The organism is Tessaracoccus terricola (genome assembly GCF_054776555.1).
In genome coordinates, this window is record NZ_BAAHBS010000001.1 from 981,437 (window position 1) to 1,004,082 (window position 22,646).

A 22,646-nucleotide genomic window follows, 5' to 3' on the forward strand; every position below is an offset into this window, starting at 1 on the left:
CGGGTCACGAATTGGTAAAACTGCGAATCCGGGGGTTGACACCACGATCCGCAGGACGCATCCTGTGGGTACCTAAATCGAATTAGGCCCACTTCGGAACCAGCCGCCAACGGAGGCGGCCGAACTGGAAGGAACAGCAATGAAGCACACTGGACGCACACTCGCCGCCCTGGCGGCCATCTCCGCGCTCGCCGTCACCGGCTGCGCCCGCGCCGGCGAGGACACCGGCAGCGGCGACGACTCCGACGGCCCCGCGGAGATCACCTTGTGGACCCACTCCGCCGGGAACGAGGCGGAACTCGAGGTCTACAACCAGATCATCGCCGACTTCAACGCGTCGCAGGACGCCTACGAGGTGGTCTCGGAGTCGTTCCCGCAGGGCGCCTACAACGACGCCATCGTCGCGGCCGCGGCGTCGGGTGACCTGCCCTGCCTGCTCGACATGGACGGGCCGATCGTCCCGAACTGGGCGTGGGCCGGCTACATCCAGCCCCTCGGCATCTCCACCGAGATCACCGACTCACTGCTCCCGACGGCGGTCGGGATCTGGGACGACGAGATCTACTCCGCCGGCTACTGGGACGCCGCCCTGGCGATCTTCGCCAGGGAATCGGTCCTGAGCGCCAACGGCATCCGCATCCCCACCATCGACGAGCCCTGGACCAAGGACGAGTTCGACGCCGCGCTGCGCACGCTCAAGACCGCCGGCTACGAGACGCCCCTCGACATCGGCGCCGAGGACTCCGGCGAGTGGTGGCCCTACGCCTACTCGCCGATGCTGCAGAGCTTCGGCGGTGACCTGATCGACCGCGAGTCCTACCTGAGCGCCGACGGCGCCCTCAACGGTCCCGAGGCCGTCGCCTGGGGCGAGTGGTTCCAGGGCCTGTTCGCCGACGGTCTTGCGGGCAGCAACGGCACGATCGGCAACGAGGAGTTCAACCGCGACGAGGTGGGCCTCAGCTACACCGGAGTCTGGAACGCGCTCGACTCCCTCGACGCCGTCGGAGACGACCTGCTGATCCTGCCCCCGCCGGACCTCGGTGCGGGCCCGAAGATCGGCGGCGGCTCGTGGCAGTGGGGCATCGCGTCGTCGTGCTCGGGTGCCGCGCTCGACGGGGCCCGCGCCTACCTCGAGTTCTCCTTCGCCCCGGAGTACGTGTCCGCCTTCGCGGACAAGCAGATCGTGATCCCTGCCACGGAGACCGGGACCGAGGGCAGCGAGTACTTCGGCGAGGAGGGCGTCCTGCGCCCGTTCACCGAGCTGACGCAGTTCGCGGTGCTCCGCCCCGAGACCCCCGCCTACGCGGTCATCTCCACCACGTTCCAGACGGCGGCCATGGACATCATGAACGGCGCCGACGTCAAGGAGACCCTCGACCAGGCGGTGGCCGACATCGACGCCGACATCGAGAACAACGACGGCTACGGATTCTGATTCCTCGGCCGGGGCGTTCGCGCCCCGGCCGGGCACACAGGAGGCATCATGACCACTTCGCTCAATGCCGGCCCAGCAGCCCCCGCGGTCGCGTCGGCGACGGCAGCGCCGACGCGTCGCCGTCGCGGCAAGCGGCACGGCAACTCGGTGGCCTACGCCATGGTGGCGCCGGCCGCACTGCTGCTGCTGTTGTTCCTCATCGTGCCGGTGCTGCTGGCATTCGGCCTGTCCTTCACCAACGCCCGCCTGATCTCGCCGAACCCGCCCCGGTTCGTCGGGCTGGACAACTTCATCCGGGCCTTCGTCGGTGACCCGACCTTCATCCGCTCCCTGCTGAACACCTTCCTGTTCGCGGTCGTGGTCGTACCCGTGCAGGCGGGGCTCGGCCTGGTGATGGCCATCCTGGTCAACCAGAAGCTCCGCGGCACCACCTTCTTCCGGATCGTCTACTTCATCCCCGTGGTGACCTCGATCGTCGTGGTCTCCATCCTGTGGCGCTTCATGTACCAGCCGGACGGCATCATCAACTCGTTCATCGACACGATCACCTTCGGCGCCTGGGACGGCATCGCCTGGCTCAACAATCCGTCGACGGCGCTGCCGGCCATCATCGTCCTGTCCATCTGGCAGGCGGTGGGCTTCCACATGATCATCTGGCTGTCCGGCCTGCAGACCATTCCCGAGGAGCTCTACGAGGCCGCCCGGATGGACGGTGCCAGCGCCTGGGAACAGTTCAAGAACGTCACCTGGCCCGGCCTGAGGCCCACGATGGTGTTCATCCTCGTGACCATCACCATCGCCGCGCTCGGTCTGTTCGTGCAGATCGACGTGATGACCCAGGGCGGCCCCGTGGACTCCACCACGACGCTGGTGTTCCATGCCGTGCGGCGCGGGTACCGCGAGCAGCAGACCGGATACGGGGCCGCGATCTCGCTCATCTTCTTCGTGCTGGTCCTGATCATCGCCATGGTCCAGCGCTACCTCACAAGGGACAAGGACTGACATGACCGACTCAACCATCTCCATGGCGCGGTCCAGGCGGCGCCGCAAGCTGCTGCTCTACATCCCGATGATCCTGCTCGCGCTGGTGTTCGTCTTCCCGCTGGTGTTCATGGTGGTCTCGAGCCTGAAGCCGGACGCGCAGATCCTCGCCGACGTCGACTCCATCAACGCGTTCCTGCCCGTCGGCGACATCTCGCTCGACAACTACGCCGATGTGTTCGAGCGGGTTCCGTTCGCCCGATTCCTGCTGAACTCCGTGGTGGTCACGGTGCTGATCGTCGGCCTCGGCCTGGTGGTCAACTCGCTGGCAGGCTTCGCCCTGTCCCGGATGTCCTGGAACGGGCGCAAGCTCCTGCTCACCGTGATCATCGCCACCCTGATCGTCCCGTTCGAGACGATCGCCGTGCCGATGGTCTACTGGGTCAGCCTGCTGCCCACCCTCGTGATCGAGGACGGGATGGTGAAGTACGACATCGGGTGGCTCAACACCTACGAGGTGATGATCATCCCGTTCATCGCCAACGCGTTCTCCATCTTCTTGTTCACGCAGTACTTCTCCACCATCCCAACCTCCATCGACGAGGCCGCCCGCATCGACGGCGCCGGCTGGTTCTCGATCTACGCCCGGATCATCGCACCACTTTCGGGCCCGGCGTTCGCCACCGTCGCGATCCTCACGTTCCTGCCCGCCTGGAACGCCTACCTGTGGCCCTTGATGGTGGTGCAGCAGGAGTCGCTGCGCCCCGTGATGGTGGGCATGCAGTACTTCTTCCAGCTCAACACTGCCTGGGGTGAGGTCATGGCCTACACCTCGCTGATCACACTGCCAGTTCTGCTGATGTTCCTCGTGTTCCAGCGAGCGTTCGTCAGCTCCATCGCCGCCAGCGGCGTGAAGGGATAGACATGCTGAGACTTCCTGACCACTGGGTCTGGGACAGCTGGCCTGCAAGGGCCGACGACGGGAGCCACCACCTGTTCTTCCTACGGGCCTCCCGGGCCCTGCTCGACCCCGACAGGCGACACCTGCGCGCCTCCATCGGTCACGCCCGCTCCACCGACCTGACGCACTGGGAACTCCTGCCCGACGCGCTGGTGGCCGCCGACTCACCGGCCTGGGACGACCGGGCCACCTGGACCGGCTCCGTCGTCCGCGCCGACGACGGCACCTGGCGACTGTTCTACACCGGCGTCTCCCGCGCCGAGGACGGCCTGGTCCAGCGCGTCGGCGTGGCCCACTCCGAGGACATGGTGACCTGGCACCGTCGCCCCGAGTCCCAGGTGGTCGAGGCCGATCCTCGCTGGTACGAGAAGCTCGCCAGCGGCGACTGGTTCGACGAGGCGTGGCGCGACCCGTGGGTGTTCCGCGGCGAGGACGGGCAGTGGCACATGCTCCTCACAGCCCGTGCCGCGGTCGGCGACCCGGCCACCCGGTCGGTGATCGGGCACGCCACCAGCCCCGACTTGGAGCGCTGGGAGGTGCAGCCGCCGCTGTCCGAGCCCGCGGGCTGGGGGCAGATGGAGGTGCCGCAGACCGTCGTGGTGGACGGCCAACCGTTCCTGCTGTTCTGCTGCTGGGACTCCCACCAGGGCGAGCAGCGGCAGCAGCAGGCCACGGGCGGGATGTGGTTCGCGCCCGGGGACTCGCTGCTGGGGCCGTGGGACTTCTCCGCCGCGGGCACCTTCGACCACCCCAGCCTGTACGCGGCGCGGCTGGTGGAGGCGACGCCTGGTCAGTGGGCGCTGGTCGGGTTCTCCGACAGGGTTGACGGCGAGTTCCAGGGCGAGATCCTGGACCCGCTGCCCGTGGTCCGGGTGGGCCGACGGCTGCAGCTCGTGCAGGATCCGCCCGGCCCGGCCTGAGACGGAAATGAAGCGAGCCCCCGACCTGCGCGCGCAGGTCGGGGGCTCTGTCCTGTCCCTTGCGGGACCGGTCGGTGGTGGTCAGGCCTTCTCGTCGGCCCCCTCACCGGTGTAGGCCATGGCGGTCTCGAAGTCGTAGGCGGACTCCTGGTGCTCCGCGACGTCGATGCCGCCGACCTCGTCGTCCGCCGGGATGCGGAAGCCCATCGTCTTGTGGATCGCGAAGGCGATGACGGCGGTCACGAGGACGGTGTAGACCGTTGTGACGAGGACTGCCATCAGTTGCGCGCCCATCAGGGCCGCGCCGCCGCCGAGGAGGAGGCCGCCGCGGCCGTCGTCCTGCGGCAGTGCCAGCAGGCCGATCGCGACGGTGCCCCACAGGCCGGCGACGAAGTGGAGGCCCACGACGTCCAGCGAGTCGTCGATGCCGAGGCGGAACTTCACGGTCACGGCGAAGCAGCAGATCACGCCGGCGACGAGTCCGATTGCGAGCGCGCCGAGCGGGCTGACGAAGGCGCAGGCGGGGGTGATGGCGACCAGGCCCGCGACGATGCCGGAGGCGCCGCCGACGGAGGTCATTCGACCGTCACGGAGTTGCTCGGTGATCAGCCAGCCCACCATCGCGGCACCCGGGGCGACGAGGGTGTTGACCCAGATCAGGCCAGCCTCGGCCACGGAACCTGCGGCGCCGCCGTTGAAGCCGAACCAGCCGAACCAGAGGATGGCGGCACCGAGCATCACGAAGGGGATGCTGTGGGGCTTGTGCAGGCTGGGGGAGAAGCCGGAGCGCTTGCCGATGACCAGCGCCAGCACCAGGGCTGCCAGGCCGGCGGCCATGTGGACGACCAGGCCGCCCGCGAAGTCGAGGGCCTCGCCCACGATGGAGCCGATGGCGCCGTCGGCGCCGAGCAGGCCGCCACCCCACACCATGTACGCGAGCGGTGCGTAGACCAGCGTCACCCACAGCGGCACGAAGACCAGCCAGGCCTTGAAGCGTGCGCGGTCGGCGACGGCACCCGAGATCAGTGCCACCGTGATGATCGCGAACGTCGCCGCGAACCCGACGCCGACGAGGTCCTCACCGCTGAGGCCCACCAGGCCGAACGCGGTGATCGGGTCGGCGAAGATGCCGGCGATGCTGGTGCCCCCACCGCTCATCGAGTAGCCCCACAGCAGCCACACGACGGCGACCACGCCCATGGCGCCGAAGCTCATCATCATCATGTTGATGGCCGATCGTGCTCTTGACAGGCCGCCGTAGAAGAACGCCAGACCCGGCGTCATCAGCAACACCAACGCGGCCGAGACCATCACCCATATCGGTGAGGCCAATTCCCAAACTTCCGTCTCCATGCCGGGACCCTTCTGCTTCTGTTTGATCCGCTCTGCGCGGTTGATGGGTCCACTCCATCGTGACGGCGTTACCAGCAGGCTCCCGACCGGTTGCATGGTTGTGACGCGGTGTTACGGTTTTGAAACGCCCCGGGTCTGGTGGAGGCTCTCAAACCAGTCAAGGATGAGAGTTATGGCGAGTCCGAGAACCGCCCCGGCTGACCCCGCCGCGACCGGAGTCAGTCGCGGATGATCATCGCAAGGCCGCCGAACGCCGGCAGCTCCACGTTGAAGCCGCCAAGATCGTCCACCACGCCCACCTTGCGGCGCGTGCTGAGGTCGAACACCCGACCCGACGGCAGCAGCTCGGACTGGATGCGGGCCTCCAGCTTCTCCTGCCCGAAGTTGAGGGCGGTGATCTGGGTGGCGCCGATCTCCAGTTCGTTGACCATCACCAGCAGCGACTTGTGGCCCACCTCGGGCACGTCGACGAGGGTGCCGGTGTCCAGGCCGTTGCGCTTGCGGACCTTCAGGATCCCGGACAGGCGCGACGCGAACGACGACTCGCGCTTCAACTGCTCGGGCACCGGCCCGTACAGCGCCCGAGCCCGCGGCATCCCGGCCGCGGACCGCTTCGCGTCGGGGGAGTCACCCAGCAGGTCGTAGGCGCCGCGGTGGAGCCAGCGGGTGTCGCCGGATGAGATCAGAGACTTCACCTCGGAGCGGTCCAGCGGCAGCGCGCCGACGAGGTCCCAGCCGGACAGCGCGAACACGCCCGGCTGCCACGCGTTGTACATGCACAGCAGCAGGTGGGCGTTCGCGATCCGGCGGGCGTCGGAGTCGCCGATGTCCTCCAGGTCGGTGAAGCCGAGGGTGGCGGCGACGATGGAGGCCGTCGTCGAGGCGATCCCGTTCTGCGTGAACACCGAGTTGTAGGGTGCGGCGTCGCCAGTGAGACGGTCGCGCATGGTCTGGCGGATGTGCTCGGCCAGGTCCGTGCCGGTCATCTCCTCGCCGCCGAAGGTGTAGACGTCGTCACGGTGGGCGGCGGCGAAGTGCACGAGCTCGTAGGTGAGCTCGTCGTGGTTCTGCAGGGCATGGACGAGGGAGGCCTGGTCGACGCCGGCCTCAAGGGCCTCGCGGAGCACCAGCCGCAGGAACTCGGTGTCGCCGGTGGAGACGGCCACCTGGGCGGCGGGGCGGGTGATGAAGTCGTAGGAGAGGTCGGGGCCGACGGCGCCGGTGCGCTGGATGTCGTCGATGCCGAGGTTCAGCTCCTGGAACGTGAACCCGCCCACCTTGCGCACCAGGGATCCGATCAGCTGGTTGGCCGCCAGCGAGAGGGGGTGGCCCTCGGACCAGGCGGGGGACTGGTCGAAGGTGCGCTCGACGCCGAGGAAGCCGTTGGCGTCGAGCCGCAGGCCGCCGGAGCCGAGGTCCAGCAGCGAGTGCAGGGCGTCGCCCATCACCAGCCGCATGCCGGCGCAGGTTGGGTCCAGCCAGTTGATGGTGGGCTGGCCCTCCTTGAAGTAGTGGAGGTACACCCAGCGGCGCAGGGTTCCCTTGTAGTCGCGGATGGGTGGGGTGACGGACCAGTTGGTCTCCTTCACGCCCGGCTCGTAGAAGATGACGCGCTGCAGGGCGCCGATGATGTAACCCTCCGCGGCGAGCGCAGCCTCCGCGTCGGGGGACAGGTTGACCGAGTCGCGGCCCAACGGAACGTCCGGCAGCAGGTGCCAGGCCTCCTCCGGGATGTCCACCATGTGGTAGATCCCGGGGTAGTCACGGTAGTTCAGTTCCGCCAGCCGGAAGTCGGCGCCCTTGCCGGTGTGGCCGGGGACGATGTCGTCGATGATGGTCCCGCCCGAGCGTGCGGCGGTCTCGCACATCTCGCGGAACTCCTCCTCGGTGCCGAACATGGGGTCCATGGCCATGGCGATCCGGTCGAAGTGGCCGTCGACGCTGGGCGTCGGGTCCCAGCCGTCCAGCCCGCCCGCGAGCTTCACCGGCCCGGTGTGGACGGCGTCGATGCCGATCGTCTTGAACGCATCCCACAACTCGGCCTCGCCCAGCGCCCCCAGGTATGACTGCCCGGGCTGGGTGATGTGCGACAGCGGGTAGGCGGTGTACCAGACCGACGCCTGAGCCAGCGCGGCGCGCGGGTCCGGGTGCGCGTAGGGGTGGGCCCACATGGTGTGCTTGCCCGCGAGCTGCCGCGCCACCTGCGACGCGTCGTGCAGCATCGACTGCTCCTCCAGCCAGTCCACGTAGGCGGTGTTCTGGCCCGACGCCTCGAACGGCGGGGTGATCGGGTTCGCGTCGGCGCTGCGACGGCGTGCGCGCGGGCGCAGCTTGGCCGGGCGGGCGGCGAAGCGCTGCTGGTCGAAGCTGATCTCGGGCAGCTCCTCCACCTCGTCGGCCTCGGCCGCGGGAAGGGACTTGTCTGCTGGCGTGCTCACCTGCCCCACGCTACCGGCAGGGGAGTCTCAACCACCGGCAGTTGAGTAGGGCCGGCGAGCAATGAGCCAGGAGACCGGGCGATGCCCAAAGCGGCTGGTGACCAGCTCCGGCGACACGCCGCGAGACGCGCACAGGTGGGTGTGACCCGAGGCGCGTCGGCGCGGCCTGTCACGGTCGCCCGGATAGCCCGGCGCCACCAAGGGCGCCACAATCACTCAGGAGCCCGACGAACGGATCACTTTTGATCACTTAGACAAGTTCGGAGAGAAACGTTGACTCCTTATCGATCACCTGCGATCATTGCAGGACATGCTCACTCAATGAGGAGGAGACCCGTGCAACGCACGCGCCCTGCATCTCTGATCACAGTCGGACTGGCCACCACCGCGCTCGTCGCATCCCTGTGGACCGCCCCCGGCATAGCATCCGCCGAACTCCCCACCGCCGTCCGGGCAGCTGCCTACCTCGGCGCCGACGAGTTGGCTGAGACTTCCCTGCCCGCCACGCTGAACGACGGCGAGGCCGACCACCCCGTCACCTGGAGCCTGGAGGCCGACGCGTTCGACTCCGCCTGGGAGACCGTGGAGGTCACCGGCACCGCCGACGGCCAGAGTGTCACCGCCCACGTGGAGGTGATCCCGCCGGCCGAGTTCCCGCTGGTGTACTTCGTCGACGCCGGCCATGGCGGTGACTCGCAGAACTTCGCGTGGTCCAACCTTGAGACCAACTCCCACGCGTTCAACGCGGTGAGCAGCCTCACCGACCTCCACAACGACAAGCCTGACCAGCGCTTCGTGGAAGGCGAGACCGACTGGGGCTTCACCTACGGCACGGGAAACCACAACTACAAGCTCACGGTCGACGGCGGTGACCCGAGCGACTCGAACCTCGACGCACTTGGCGAGTACGACAAGTACAGCCTCGGCGTGCGCACCAATGCCTCGCTGATCGGCCACAACCTTGCTCTCGAGCCGGGCACCTACACGCTCAGCACCGGCTTCCGCGAGTTCTACCCCGGCCAGTCCCGCAATCGTGGCATCGCACCCACTGTGTCCTGGACGCTCGACGGTGCGGAGCAGTCCGCCACCATGGACACCGTCGCGCTCCACACGCCTGCCAACCAGCCCGCCACCACGGTGACGGCCACCGACGTGTTCACCATCCCCGAGGGGGCAACGGAGATCTCGCTGACCTACCGCCAGGTCTCCGGCGAGGGCCCGATGTTCAGCTGGTTCGCAATTGCCGCCGGCGACGCGGAGGACGCCATCGTCGGTGAGCCCGAGCCGCCGGTGGTGGCAACCACCGCGGTGGAGATCGACGCCGCCGACATCGCCGCGGACAACGTCAACGGCCTCACGTTCAAGGGCTTCGGCGTGCTCAGCGCCAACTCCACCAGCTCCGTGCTGATGGACTACAAGGCGCAGCAGCCGGAGAAGTACGACGAGTTGCTGCAGACCCTGTTCGGTGGCGAGAACCCCATCATGAACCACGTCAAGATCGAGATGGGCAACGACCGGAACAACTCCACCGGCTCCGACCCGGCCACCATGCGCACCGCCGAGGAGGAGGCGAACGTCCTGCGCCACCCCGGCTTCCAGCTGGCCGCGGACGCCCGCAAGTACAACCCTGACCTGGTGGTCAGCATCCTGCGCTGGGTCTCCCCGGCCTGGGTCACCGGTGAGGACGACACCTACCGCTGGTACAAGAACACCATCCTTGCCGCGCACCGCGAGTACGGCTACATGGTGGACTACCTGAACCCCGGCGTGAACGAGCACAGCGCCAACCTGAACGTCACCAAGCAGTGGTATGACCGCATCCGTGACGACGAGACCGGCTACATCAGCGACGACCCGTCGCTCGCCGGGTTCCGCGAGGGCGAGGCAGAGCTGTATCGCCAGATCAAGCTGGTCATCTCCGACGAGGTGGGCACCGGCACGTTCGGTCCGGCAATGGTCAACGACGAGGACCTGCGTGACAAGGTGGATGTGGCCGCGTTCCACTACAACACCAACGACGACTCGCAGGGCAACTTCAAGCGCCTGGCCACCGAGTTCGACAAGCAGGTCTGGAACTCCGAGGCGCAGGCCACGTTCAGCAACTCCGCGTTCCGTCCCAACAACAACGTGGCGGACCCGACGACGCCGGGCACCGGAATCGGTGGCACGGGCAGCTCCCTGGAGATGGCCAACACCATCGTCAAGGGCTTCGTGAACTCCCACCGCACCCACGTCATCTACCAGCCGGCCATCGGCTCCTTCTACGAGGGCGGCCAGTACTCCTTCAAGGAACTGGTCAGCGCCCGCGACCCGTGGTCCGGTTGGCTCCACTACGACGCCGGCCTCGCTGTGCTGCAGCACTTCAGCAACTTCGCCGTCACCGGCTGGGAGAACGAGGACAACACCGCCGGCATCTGGCGGGCGATGCCCGAGGCCAGCCTCACCACGGCCACCGGCACCAACCCGATCGTCGGTCGCAACGGCGAGCCCAACTACATGACGATGGCCGCGCCCGACGCGTCGGACTTCTCCACCGTCGTCGTCAACGACTCGGAGTTCCCGCGCCGCTACGTGCTCACCCCGGTGGGCTTCGACCTCGACGCGGGCCAGGAGCTGGCCGTCTGGGAGACCCGGGCCGCCGACGAGGGCGAGGCCTTCGACGCCAACTACAAGCAGCTGGTGGACGAGGTGGCGCCCGAGGACGGCGCCTACACCGTGCTGGTGGAGCCGTTCTCCATCGTCACCGTCACCTCGCTCGACGTCACCTCCGACGCCGGCTGGACCACCGAGCTGCCCGTCGCCGGGGAGCGCACCGTCCTGGAGTCCGACGCCGACGCCGGCGTGCTGTGGGCCGACGACTTCGACTACGACGGCAAGACCGTCCCGGTCCTCGCCGACGGTGGCGGCCTCGGCACTGCCACGGAGTCCTTCATCGACTCCCGCGGCGGCGTCACCGGCTTCACCCCGCTGTACAACTGGGACCGCCAGGGATCCTTCGAGGGCTTCGAGGCAGCCGACGGCGAGTTCGTGCTGCGCCAGCAGCTGGACCAGGAGGTCACCGGCGTGCCCGGTGCCTGGAACTACTCCGACCCCATCACCGGGATCGGTGACCGCCGCTGGAGCAACTACGAGGCGAGCATCGACGTCCGTTTCGAGCGCACCGACGTCGACGGCAACTACGGCGCCCTGGGTGTCCGCGGCCGCGGCACCAGCGGTTCCGGCGGGTTGGACACCACCCCGTACGCGCTGCGCCTGAACGAGGACGGCACATGGCAGTTCCTGCGCCGGGGCGCCGTAGTCGGCAGTGGCACGGTGGCCGCCGACGGTTGGGACTCGACGCAGTGGCACCGCCTCGCGGTCCGCGCCGCCGGTCCGGAGCTCAGCGCCTCCATCGATGGTGTGGAAGTGTTCTCCTTCACCGACGACAACCCGTACCTGGCTGGCTTCGTCGACGTCGCCAGTGGGTTCCACAACACCCAGTTCGACAACCTGCTGGTGGAGCACGTCGACGGCTACCTGCCGTACTACGGCGAGCACATGGACAACATGGAGATGCACGACCTCGCCGAGGTGCCCAACGCCAAGCTGGTCTACGACGGCCAGTGGCGCCACGCCAACGGCGGCGGTATGCACGAGTTCATGCGCTCCCGCTCCAACAGCCTCGCCACCGGCGCCGGCGTCAGCTACACGTTCACCGGCTCGGGCATCGACCTGATCGGCGGCAACGGCTACGGCAGCGCCACCCTCGACGTGTACGTCGACGGTGAACTACTGGTGCGCAACGCCGCCACGCAGCCCACCGACTGGTTCCAGGCGAGCTACTCGCTGCGCGGCCTGGCGTGGGGCGAGCACACCGTCCGCTTCGAGGTGACCTCGGGCACGCTCAACCTCGACGCCGTCGGCGTCATGAGCGCACCTGCGGCTGTCGCGGCTCCGGCCGCCAGCATCGTCGCCCCGCTGGCGGCCGCCGAGGCGGTGGAGCGCACCGACGACTTCACCGACGAGGACTGGGCGCTGCTGCAGCGTCTCATCGCCGACGCCGAGGATGCCGTGGCGGATCCCGCCGCGTTCCGCCTCGACGGCGAGGGCGCACGCCAGCTCGTGGATCGCCTGCTGACGGCTTCCAACCCGAACCTGGCGCGGGTGGTTGCCGTGGAGGCACCGCATCTGGCCACGTTCGTCGGCAGTGTTCCGGAGCTTCCGGACACGCTGACCGCGACCCTGGATGACGAGTCCACCATGGAGCTGCCCATCGAGTGGGACGAGGCTTCCGCTGGTGACTTCGCCACGGCGTGGCAGGTGGTCCAGGTGACCGGTGCGCACGGACCGCTGGACGTCTCGGCGCGGGTTGAGGTGGTGCCGGAGGGCACCGTCGCCTTCGCCGACGTGCAGGGTTCCGAGGCAGGTGAGCTCGGCTACGACTCTCCCGCCTGGGCGGCCATTGACGAGGTCGTCGGCGGCCTGGTGAACGAGCTGCCGGACCAGCAGCTGGCTGACGGCCAGTCCTGGGGTCACGCTGCGCGCAACGCGTCCGGATCCTCGGACATCCAGGCCAAGGGGCTCGTGGCGGGTGCCTACGACAAGACCACGACCACCGGCATGTACACGGCCAACCAGGTGGGGGCGCTGGTGGAGTACACCTTCGACCTCGAGGCTGGCTCGTACACGATCGTCGGCGGCAGCCACTCCTGGTGGGCGGGCAATGCCCGCAGCGCTGATGTGGAGGTGCTCCACGACGGCGGGGCCATTTCGGCCGGGAACGTCACGCTGAACTCGTCCAACCCGACCGAACTGGTCAGTGAGGAGATCGAGCTGGCCGAGGCCGGCCAGGTGACGCTCCGCCTGACGGCGACCAACAGCCAGTCGCCGATGCTGTCCTGGGCGGCGGCGGTCAAGGACGCGGATGTGGGACCGACGCCGGATCCCACGGAGGAGCCCACGGAGGAGCCGACCGAGGATCCCACGGAGGATCCCACGGAGGAGCCGACGGAGGATCCGACCGAGGACCCCACGGAGGATCCCACGGAGGAGCCGACGGAGGAGCCCACCGCGGACCCGACCGAGGAGCCGAGTGAGGACCCGACTCCGGATCCCTCGCCCAACCCCACGGTCACCGTCACCAACACCCCGGCCCCGCAGCCGCGTGACATCTACACCACCCCCGGCTTCCACACCTACAACGGGCGTTCATGGCACACGCAGTGCGAACCGTACTCGCAGACCATCCGGTGCCGTACGGAGATCTGGGCCACGACGGTGACCGTGCAGGACGGCCGGTTCGTGCAGTCGAACGGCTGGGTGTTCAACAACCTCACCTACCTGCCGTTCATGACCCGGGCGCAGTGGGCGAACAACCCGCTGGGCCACGCGGGTGAGTGGACGGCTGCGGATGGTCGGCAGTGGCGCACCGAGTGTGACACGGCCACCACCGGCCGCAACGGTTGCCGGAGCTACACGCTGACCAGCGTGGTCGTCGGTACCCAGGACTCCGCCGGCGTCTGGTCGTACCGGGTGTCGCAGGAGTGGGTGTTCAACAACCTGGTGCGGTTCCGTGTGAACTGACCCCGGGTAGAACAGCAACGAGCCGGTCCCTCAGTTGGGGTCGGCTCGTTGCCGTCGCCGAACCGTTGCCCTGGGGAGGTCGCCCGGCGACCGTCTCGATGGGCCAGCGGTTGGCCCTTGCGCAACAGTGTTGCGTTAGGGGTCGACTGCCAACCCTTCTGCAACAGTGTTGCGCTGGGGCCGCCGAATCAGGGCTCAGTCGGCGACGGCCGCCGCAGCCCCGCCACCCGGTGCCACCGACGTGCGCCGCACGTGCAGCTTCGGGCTGATCACCACGCGATGGGTGGGGCGGTCTGGGTCGCGCAGGCGTTCGGCGATCAGGCCGACGACGGCGCGGCCGATGCTGTTGCGCGGCGGCCGAACCGCGGTGAGGGCGGGGCTGAACAGGCTGGCCACCTCGTCGTCGTAGGCCACCACGGACAGGTCCTCGGGGACCCGCACACCCTGCTTCTGGCAGTGCTGCACGATGGCGATCGCCTCCCTGTCCGCATGCACCAGCAGCGCGGTGCATCCGGCGTCGAGGCACTGGCGCACCACGTCGCTGATGGGTGGGTCGAACCCGAGTGCACCGTCGCGGTTGGTGGAGACCACGGGCAGGTCCTGGTCCAGCCCGGTGGTAGCCAGCGCCTCCTGCCAGCCGCGGTGGATCTCGCCGGAGTGCGGGCTGCCCAGGCTGGTGACCAGGCCGATGCGCTCGTGGCCCATCCCGACGAGGTGGCGGACCGCGGCGCCGGCGCCGGCCACATGGTCGGTGTTGACCGCCTCGACAGGGTCCCGGCTGCCGCGCTGGAACGCCTCGCGCTCCACCAGCACGAACGGGGTGCGGCGCTCCTCCAGCCACTCGAGCAGGTCTGCGGTGGACTCGGTGGTGACGTCGGGGGCCAGGATCAGGCCGCCGACGCCGGAGTCCAGCAGGTGCGCCACCTGTGCCCGGTCATCGGTGGAGTCGTAGGAAGTGCCCCGCAGCATCAGCCGCAGGCCGCGTTCGGCCGCCTCGTCCTGGGCGCCCTGGATGATCTCGGGCCAGTAGTAGTCGAGCGAGGGCACCAGCATGCCGACGGCGAAACTCGCCTCGGGCTGCCTCACCGGGGTCTCGTCGGTGGCGCCGTCGGGCTCCTCCCGGTCCACCGCCGCGCCGCCGTGGACGCGCCGCAGCAGCCCGTCCTTGGCGAGTTGGTTGATGTCTCGACGGATGGTCACGGGCGCCACTCCGAGCATCTCGGACAGCTCTGTGACGCGCAGCATCCCGTGCAGCCGCAGCTCGGCCAGGATCTGTGAGCGTCGGCTCTCAGCCAGCTGGTTCATGAGTCCTCCTGCTCGACAGCCTCGAAGAGTAGCGAGGCCTGACCAATAATGGCGTTTTCAAGATCGATTGTGATGCGATTGACGCACGAACCCCAGACGCGCGTCAACATCTCGTCGTCCAGTTCTCGTCGTTCCAGCTCCATCGGAGCCTCGGATCGGATCCGCAGGCAGCGCGTGCCGGCGACGGGTCGGACAAGTACTTCCGTCGGGCTGGCGGCAACCACTTCGCCGGCCACGACGAGCGTGTTGGCGCTCCGCTCCGCGGACTCGCCGGAGGCCCGCCATGCGTCGCTGCACGTCACCCGGCCACTGCGGCGGTCCAGCAGCAGACGCCGTTGCCAGCGCTCGATGCCGCACTCCGGGTAGGCGCCGGCCAGATCCAGCTCGAGCCCGGCGGCGTCGTCGGCCAGCGTGACCGAGACGTCCCTGGCGGCGAATTCACTCCCGGGGGACTGCGGCCTGCCGCGCAGCACCGGCACGTTGTGCCACAGGCTCTGCATGGTCCAGATGGAGTAGCGCTGCTCGGAGAAAGTGGCGGCGGTGTAGGTGGGGCGGCCCACGTCGACCACCACGGGAACCCCGTCCAGCGCGACGACGAAGCTCCCGACGTCGTTGTGGTTGTGGTGCTCGCCGTTGTGGCCACCCTTGGCCGCGAGCGCCAGCCCGGTGCGGCTGCCCGCGCGCTGCCGCGCCACCAGCAGCTCCACCGACGGGTACCAGGCCTCGCGGGGCGACTCGGCCTCGGCCTTCGGTGCGCTCCACCACTGCTCGTCGGCCAGTTCCATGACCAGCCGGCCCAGCCGTCGGATCTCCGAGGTGGCCCGCCCGGTGCGGCGGGAGAGCGCCAGCGCGGTGGCCCGTCGGTTGCCCGCCGCTCGGGCTGCTCGGAACAGGGCGGGCCAGGCAAGGTCGGTCTCCGGGCGGGCGCTGCCGTCGGCGACGTTCACCCACCAGTGGTAACCCAGGTGCATGTCCGCGGGGAAGGAGATGGTGGCGCGCAGCGCGGGGTGGCTGACCCAGTCCGCTCCCTCCGCCAGCAGTTCGAGGGCCTCGAGGGTGCGGCAGGCGCCGTTCCACCAGTAGCCGTAGCCCTCGTCGATGGCACCGTCGGGTGGCAGTTGGTCGGCGTAGCGCTGCAGGCAGTCTCGGGCCGCGGCTACCAGAGACGCCCGACGCTCCGACCCCTCCACCAGCGCGACGGCGGCCGTGAGCACGTTGCCCGCGATCCACGGCAGCCAGTTGTGGACGTCTCCGTCCAGCCCCAGCCAGTGCCAGTCGTCGCGCTCAAGGAACGGGCGCAGCACCCGGTGCTCCACCTCGTCGCGGATCCGCTGCCGGAGGCCGGTGGAGTGGGACTCGAGCAGGGGGCCGACGAGGTGGTCGGTCCACGCCAGCTGCGCGGCCACCTCGCCCGCGCCGAGGTCCAGGAAGGGGCGGTCCGCATCCGGCAGCTCCTGCCCGCGGGCGGGGGCGTCGTCGTGCGCCGGCCAGCACCAGGAGGCCTGGCCGCAGAACGCCAGGACCCCCTCGACGGCGCGGGCCACGCCCGCCTCCTGCCCCGCACCCGCCGCCAGCACCGCGGCACTCAGCAGCCGGTGCCGCTCGGCCACCAGCGCCTCGTAGTGGCTGCGGTCGCCGGTGCGGTGGTAGCGCAGCCAGTCCTCGGGCCCGATCGGGGGATACGGCGAGGTGAGGTCGCGGCCCTCGTCCGGGAGCAGCGCCAGCCACCTGGGCTGCACCGCCCGGACCGGCAATGAGACTCCTTGCACTCCTGCTCCCTTCGGTGTGGTCAACTTTCGCACCATGCTAGACATGAACGATCAATTCTGTTTAGGATAGCGGCACATCGATGCAAATTCGATCAAAAGTGTTCGAGAAGAAGGATGACGATGACGTCACGCTCCACCTCGTGGGACCGGGCCCGGCTGGCAACGTTTGCCGACCAGCTCCTCCTCGCGGTGCGCCCCCACGCCAGCTCCGGGAAGGCACGTTTCGACCTGCCCGGGCAGCGCAGCGGGCTGGGCCCCGACGTCGACGCCCTGGAAGCCTACGCACGCACCTTCCTGCTGGCAGGGTTCCGCCTCGCCGGCGAGTCCGGCGCCGACCCGCTGGGGCTGGCCGACTGGTACGCCGAGGGCCTGGCCAGCGGCACGGACCCCAACTCTCCCGAGCGCTGGCTGCGCCTGGAGGAGCACCCGCAGGCCAAGGTGGAGGCCGCCTCCATCGCGCTGGTGCTGGACCTGACCCGCGAGTGGATCTGGGACCGGCTGGACACCTCCGTGCAGCGCAACGTCATCGGCTACCTGGCCGCCGCCGTCGGCGACGACACCTACCCGCAGATCAACTGGGTGTGGTTCCGGCTCGTGGTGCAGACATTCCTGCGCTCCGTCGACGGCCCGCACGAGCTGGCCGAGATGCGGGCGGACCTGGCCACCCATGACACCTTCGTCCGCGCCGACGGCTGGATGGCCGACGGCCCGGAGCGCGCGTTCGACCACTACAACGGCTGGGCCCTCCACCTGTACCCGACGCTGTGGGCCAGGATGCGCGGCGCCGAGGGTCTCGCTGAGTCTCGCGCCCAGCAGGACCGCGCCGCCCTGGAGCGCTTCCTCACCGACGCCGTGCGCCTGGTGGGTGCCGACGGCTCGCCCCTGCTGCAGGGCCGCAGCCTGGCCTACCGCTTCGCCGCCGCGGCACCGTTCTGGGTGGGAGCGATGGCCGAGGTGCCGTCGCTGCCGCCCGGCCAGCTGCGCCGGGCCGCCTCCCGGATCGTGGAGCACTTCGCCACCGGCGGCGTCCCCAACAGTGACGGCCTGCTGGACATCGGCTGGTTCGGCGAGTGGCCGGACCTCGCACAGGCCTACAGTGGCCCCGGCTCGCCGTACTGGGCCTCCAAGGGCCTCCTCGGGCTGGCGCTACCGGCAGGCCACCCCGTTTGGACCAGCCCCGAGGTGCCGCTGCCCGCGGAGACCGACGACGCAGTGACCGCCATCAGCGCACCGGGCTGGCTCGTGAGCTCCACCGTCGCCGACGGCGTGGTGCGCGTCATCAACCACGGCACGGACCACGCCGTGGCCGGCGCGCAGGTGGCCGACAGCCCCCTGTACGCGCGGCTGGGCTACTCCACCGCCACCGCACCGCTGCTCGATGAGTCCAGCTGGCTGGACCCCCTGGACAACTCCGTCGTCGTGCTCGACGCCGACGGCAACGCCTCGCACCGCGCCGGCATGGAACTGCTCGACGTACGGGTGGACCAAACCGACGCCGGCCCCGTCGGGGTGGCCGCCTCCGTTGCCGACGCCCACTGGGTGGCGGCCGATGAGGTCCAGTTCCACCACGGCTCCGGCTACACCGGCACCCCGGCAGCTGCGGGGCGGGTCACCGTCGTCTCGCTCGTGCGAGGCGCCCAGGAGATCAGGCTGGTGCACCTGGCCGATGCCCCCGAGCGGGCCCGCCAGCTGCGGATCGGTGGCTGGCCGCTGGCCGGCGCCGCCGCGGACCGGCTCCGCAGCGTCGTGCTCGCCCCCGATACGCCCGCCGGGGCCCACACCCACACCCGTGCCGACGCCAGCCCGCTGGGTGCGGAGGCCACCACCCCGTCGGTGGTCCTGGACCTGCCACTGCAGGGCTGGGCGTGGGCGCTCGTCGAGCTCTCGGCGGACCCCGCGGGCACCGCACCCCGGGTGGACGTCGCGGAGACGGCCACCGGAATCGAGGCGACGGTGACCTGGCCCGACGGGCAGCGCACCACCACCCGCCTCACCACAGACCAATCCCGCGCCCACCGGGCCGGGGCAGGAAACCAGCCAGACCCGGAGCCGGGTCTGCAGCTTCATGAAGGAGTATGAATGAACCGCCGAATCACCGCCGCCTCGGCAGCGCTGGCCTCGCTGGCACTTCTGGTCACCGCCTGTGGGACCGGCGAGGAGACCCCGACAGATCCCGACACCGCCGGTGGCGAGACCGCCGCCGTCGAGACCACCGACGCAACGGACCCGGGCAACGCCGGCGCACAGGGCGAACTCACCCTGGCCGGCTGGAGCCTCGACACCACGCCAGAGTTCCAGACCCTGGCCGACGGGTTCAACGCCACGAACCCCGCCTACACGGTCACCGTGAGCGAGTACCAAGCGGGTAACGACTACGACACGCAGATGATCACCGACCTCGCCGCCGGCACGGCACCCGACCTCTACATCCTGAAGAACCTCGTCAACTTCTACACCTACGCCGCCGGCGAGCAGCTCGTCGACGTCTCCGACGTCGCGGGCGGCCTGGACAACGACTCGGTCTCCTTCTACGAGCTCGACGGCGCCACCTACGCCATCCCGTACCGCCAGGACGCGTGGTTCCTCTACTACAACGTCGACCTGTTCGAGGAGGCAGGCGTGGCGCTGCCCGACGCCTCCTGGACGTGGGACGACTACGCCGCCGTCGCCACCGAACTCTCGGAGAAGCTCGAGGGCGACACCAAGGGTGCCTACACGCACAGCTGGCAGTCGGTCATCCAGGGCTTCGCGAACGCGCAGAGCGAGGGTGCCGACATCCTGACCGGTGAGTTCGACCATCTCAAGCCGTACTACGAGCGGGCGCTGCAGATGCAGGCCGACGGCGCGATGGAGGCCTACGGCACCGTCACCACCAACAGCCTCAGCTACCAGTCCCAGTTCGGCACCCAGAAGGCGGCCATGCTGCCGATGGGTTCCTGGTACATCGCCACCCTGGTGGCGCAGCAGGCCTCGGGCGAGGCCGACGACTTCGAGTGGGGCATCGTGCCGGCGCCGCAGTTCGACGAGAGCACCACCGGCCAGGACAACACCCCCGTCACCTTCGGTGACCCCACCGGCATCGGCATCAACCCCGCCATCGACGAGGCGAAGCTGGAGACCGCCAAGGCGTTCCTGGCCTACATCGCCTCCGAGGAGGGCTCCATGGCGCTGGCCGGCATCGGCATCACCCCGTCGGTGATGAGCCCCGAGGTCACGGACGTGTTCTTCGGGCTCGAGGGCATCGCCGATGACGAGCTCTCCCGCTGGACGTTCGAGAACCGCACCGTCATGCCGGAGAACACGGTCTCGGAGCACACGGCCGAGATCAACAACCTGCTGGGTGAGCTGCACTCGGCGGTCCTCAGCGAGAGCGAGGGCATCGACGCCGCCCTCGAGAACGCGGAGAATCGCGCGCAGAACGAGATCCTCAACCGCTGATCCCCCCGGCGCCGGAGGTCCCCAGCCTCCGGCGCCCACCACCTCCCCACCCACACCAGCACCGGAGAGAGGCGCATGTTGACCGCCGTCGAAGCGTCGCGCCCACCCACGCGACGAAGAGGAGCGCTGAAGCTCCGCAACACCCTGCAGGGATGGTCGTTCATCCTGCCGAACTTCATCGGTTTCGGGGTCCTGACCCTGGTTCCCGTTCTGATGCTGTTCTACTACTCGCTCACGGAGTGGAACGCCTTCGGCAAAGCCACTTTCGTCGGGCTCGAGAACTTCGCCCGGCTGCTGCGCGATTCCAGCTTCTGGACCGCGCTGTACAACACCGGCTACTACAGCATCTTCCACATCCCGCTCACGCTGGCCGCAGCCCTGGGGCTCGCGTTGCTGCTGAACACCGGCATTCGCGGCCGCGGGTTCTTCCGCACTGCGGCGTTCTTCCCCTACATCACCTCCATCGTGGCCATCGCCGTCGTCTGGAACCAGATCTTCAGCCCGCAGTACGGCCCCATCAACCAGTTCCTGAGGTTCCTCGGGGTGGCCGACCTGCCCGGCTGGACTGCATCGGCCCAGTGGTCGATGCCGGCGGTGATCATCGTCGGCGTGTGGCGGGAGATGGGCTACTACATGCTCCTGCTGCTCGCGGGACTTCAGACGATCCCGGCCCAGTTGTACGAAGCGGCCAAGGTCGACGGCGCCTCCGCCTGGGGACGTTTCCGCAACGTCACCCTCCCCGGGCTGCGGCCCACCCTGTTCTTCGTCACCGTGATGCTCACCATCGGCAGCCTCAAGGTGTTCGACCTGATCCTTGTCATGACCGGTGGCGGGCCCGGCAACTCGACGCTCGTGCTCAGCCAGTTCATCTACCGCAAGGGCTTCGAGGAGAACCAGTTCGGCTACGCGTCGTCGTCGGCCGTGGTGCTGTTCTTCATCTGCATCGCCATCACGCTGGTCCAGTACTTCTGGAACCGCAGGCAGGAGAAGTGATGACCGAGAACCTGGTCCTGCGACGCGTCGGCAAGGCGCTCGTGTACGTCCTGCTCGCGGCCGCGGCCATCGGTGTGCTGCTGCCGTTCTACTGGATGGTGATGAGCTCCATCAAGACCAACAACGAGGTCTTCACCGTCCCCATCAAGTGGTGGCCCGACGTGCCGCAGTGGCAGCACTACGTGGACATCTTCGCCAAGTCGGACATGACCACCTGGCTGAGGAACACGCTGCTGCTCTCGGTGGTGGTCACGTTCCTGCAGGTGCTCACCGGCAGCTTCGCCGCCTACGGCTTCTCCAAGGTGCGGTTCCCGGGCCGCGACGTGCTGTTCCTGGCCTACATCGGAACCATCGCCGTGCCGTGGCAGTCCTACATGATCCCGCAGTTCCGGCTGCTCTCGGACATGGGTCTGGCCAACACGTTGTGGTCCATCATCGCGCTGCAGGCCTTCGGAGCCTTCGGGGTGTTCCTGATGAAGCAGTTCTTCGAGACCATCCCCGAGGACCTCAGCGAGGCCGCCCGGCTGGACGGGCTCTCGGAGTACGGCATCTACGCCCGCATCATGATGCCGCTGTCCGTGCCCGCCATCGCCAGCCTCACGCTGCTGACGTTCGTCACCACCTGGAACGACTACCTGGGTCCGCTGATCTACCTGCGCAGCCCGGACCTGTGGACCATCCAGCTGGGTCTGCGGACGTTCGTTTCCCAGTACGACGCGGACTACGCGCTGATCATGACCGGTGCCGTGATCTCCACGCTGCCGATCGCGATCATCTTCCTGCTGGGGCAGCGCTACTTCATCGAGGGCATCGCCTCCACGGGACTGAAGGGCTGAGCCATGGCTGAGAACCACCTGTTCCTGAAGGTCTCCGGCGTCGCCTACCTGGCGCTGATGACCAACTGCCTGATGGTGCTCACCAGCCTCCCGCTGGTGGTGCTGCTCCTGGCCACCGATCCGATGCAGACGTGGCCGATGGTGGCGGCCGCCGCCGTCCTGGCGGTACCCAGCCTGCCCGCCGCGTTCAGCGTGTTCGCCGGCTACAGCGACGCCGGGGACGTGGCGGTGGTCCGCAACTACTTCGGTGCCTGGCGTCGCCACGCCCTGCGCGGCTGGCTGCTGGGCGGGGCCACCGTCGCGCTGTGCACGATCCTGGCGGTGGACATCGCGTGGGCCTTCGGGCAGCCGGTGGGCGCCGTCGCCATCCCCGTGTTCGCCATCGGGATCGTCCTGGTGGCCGGCATCGGGCTGGGCGGGTTGGTGGCGCTCACCGAGCGTCCCGAGCTGCGGCTGACCGCACTCGCCCGCGCCGCCACCTACCTGATGGCCCGCCGCTGGTACCTGACCCTGATGTCGCTGGGCGCGTTCGTGGTGCTGCTTGCCATCACCGCGCAGCGCCCCGCCGTCGGCCTCGGCGTGGTGGCCGCGCCGCTGCTCTACCTCGTGTGGGCCAACACGCGTTTCACGCTGCGCCCCATCCTCACCTGAGACC

14 protein-coding genes are annotated in these 22,646 nt (G+C 68.9%); 10 read left to right on the forward strand and 4 right to left on the reverse strand.

Annotated features, from left to right (window positions below; translation table 11 throughout):
* The first annotated feature begins 139 nt into the window (after positions 1–139).
* From ACYU7G_RS04220 to ACYU7G_RS04235, 4 genes are read left to right on the forward strand one after another with little or no spacing between them, the layout of a single operon-like run.
* Positions 140–1,435 (forward strand): sugar ABC transporter substrate-binding protein, encoded by a 1,296-nt coding sequence (locus ACYU7G_RS04220; RefSeq protein ID WP_461105073.1) that lies wholly within the window; start codon positions 140–142, stop codon positions 1,433–1,435.
* Positions 1,436–1,483: 48 nt separating this feature from the next.
* The gene (locus ACYU7G_RS04225) at positions 1,484–2,437 is read left to right on the forward strand and encodes a carbohydrate ABC transporter permease (RefSeq protein WP_461105075.1); all 954 of its coding nucleotides are present in this window, start codon (positions 1,484–1,486) and stop codon (positions 2,435–2,437) included.
* 1 nt (position 2,438) lies between these two features.
* The gene (locus ACYU7G_RS04230; protein WP_461105077.1) at positions 2,439–3,338 is read left to right on the forward strand and encodes a carbohydrate ABC transporter permease; all 900 of its coding nucleotides are present in this window, start codon (positions 2,439–2,441) and stop codon (positions 3,336–3,338) included.
* A 2-nt stretch (positions 3,339–3,340) separates the two neighbouring features.
* Entirely contained in the window at positions 3,341–4,297 is a 957-nt protein-coding gene (locus tag ACYU7G_RS04235) for a hypothetical protein (RefSeq protein ID WP_461105079.1), read from the forward strand.
* A gap of 81 nt (positions 4,298–4,378) precedes the next feature.
* Here the strand turns inward: ACYU7G_RS04235 and ACYU7G_RS04240 are convergent, their stop codons facing one another.
* Positions 4,379–5,650, reverse strand: coding sequence for an ammonium transporter (locus tag ACYU7G_RS04240; RefSeq protein ID WP_461105081.1), 1,272 nt, complete (start codon positions 5,648–5,650; stop codon positions 4,379–4,381).
* A gap of 218 nt (positions 5,651–5,868) precedes the next feature.
* Positions 5,869–8,088, reverse strand: coding sequence for a maltose alpha-D-glucosyltransferase (treS, locus tag ACYU7G_RS04245; protein ID WP_461105083.1), 2,220 nt, complete (start codon positions 8,086–8,088; stop codon positions 5,869–5,871).
* Positions 8,089–8,424: 336 nt separating this feature from the next.
* Between treS and ACYU7G_RS04250 the strand changes: the two genes are divergently transcribed.
* The gene (locus ACYU7G_RS04250; protein ID WP_461105085.1) at positions 8,425–13,650 is read left to right on the forward strand and encodes an Ig-like domain-containing protein; all 5,226 of its coding nucleotides are present in this window, start codon (positions 8,425–8,427) and stop codon (positions 13,648–13,650) included.
* A 195-nt stretch (positions 13,651–13,845) separates the two neighbouring features.
* Here ACYU7G_RS04250 and ACYU7G_RS04255 read toward each other — a convergent pair whose 3' ends face one another.
* On the reverse strand, positions 13,846–14,955 hold the full coding sequence (locus tag ACYU7G_RS04255) for a substrate-binding domain-containing protein (RefSeq protein WP_461105087.1): 1,110 nt from the start codon (positions 14,953–14,955) through the stop codon (positions 13,846–13,848).
* Positions 14,952–16,724 (reverse strand): heparinase II/III domain-containing protein, encoded by a 1,773-nt coding sequence (locus tag ACYU7G_RS04260; RefSeq protein WP_461105089.1) that lies wholly within the window; start codon positions 16,722–16,724, stop codon positions 14,952–14,954. The genes ACYU7G_RS04255 and ACYU7G_RS04260 overlap by 4 nt, the downstream gene beginning before the upstream one ends.
* 120 nt (positions 16,725–16,844) lie before the next feature.
* Between ACYU7G_RS04260 and ACYU7G_RS04265 the strand changes: the two genes are divergently transcribed.
* The 5 genes from ACYU7G_RS04265 to ACYU7G_RS04285 all read left to right on the forward strand — a co-directional run bounded on the left by ACYU7G_RS04265 (position 16,845) and on the right by ACYU7G_RS04285 (position 22,642).
* On the forward strand, positions 16,845–18,803 hold the full coding sequence (locus ACYU7G_RS04265; protein ID WP_461105091.1) for a DUF2264 domain-containing protein: 1,959 nt from the start codon (positions 16,845–16,847) through the stop codon (positions 18,801–18,803).
* Positions 18,804–20,162 carry a type 2 periplasmic-binding domain-containing protein gene (locus ACYU7G_RS04270; protein ID WP_461105093.1) on the forward strand — a complete coding sequence of 453 codons (1,359 nt, stop codon included), beginning with the start codon at positions 18,804–18,806 and terminating at the stop codon, positions 20,160–20,162.
* A 75-nt stretch (positions 20,163–20,237) separates the two neighbouring features.
* Positions 20,238–21,155, forward strand: a complete 918-nt coding sequence (locus ACYU7G_RS04275) for a carbohydrate ABC transporter permease (RefSeq protein ID WP_461105095.1) — start codon at positions 20,238–20,240, stop codon at positions 21,153–21,155.
* Positions 21,155–21,991, forward strand: coding sequence for a carbohydrate ABC transporter permease (locus tag ACYU7G_RS04280; RefSeq protein WP_461105097.1), 837 nt, complete (start codon positions 21,155–21,157; stop codon positions 21,989–21,991). The genes ACYU7G_RS04275 and ACYU7G_RS04280 overlap by 1 nt, the downstream gene beginning before the upstream one ends.
* A gap of 3 nt (positions 21,992–21,994) precedes the next feature.
* Positions 21,995–22,642: a YesL family protein gene (locus tag ACYU7G_RS04285; protein WP_461105099.1), complete on the forward strand. Its 648-nt coding sequence runs from the start codon at positions 21,995–21,997 to the stop codon at positions 22,640–22,642.
* Positions 22,643–22,646: the final 4 nt, after the last annotated feature.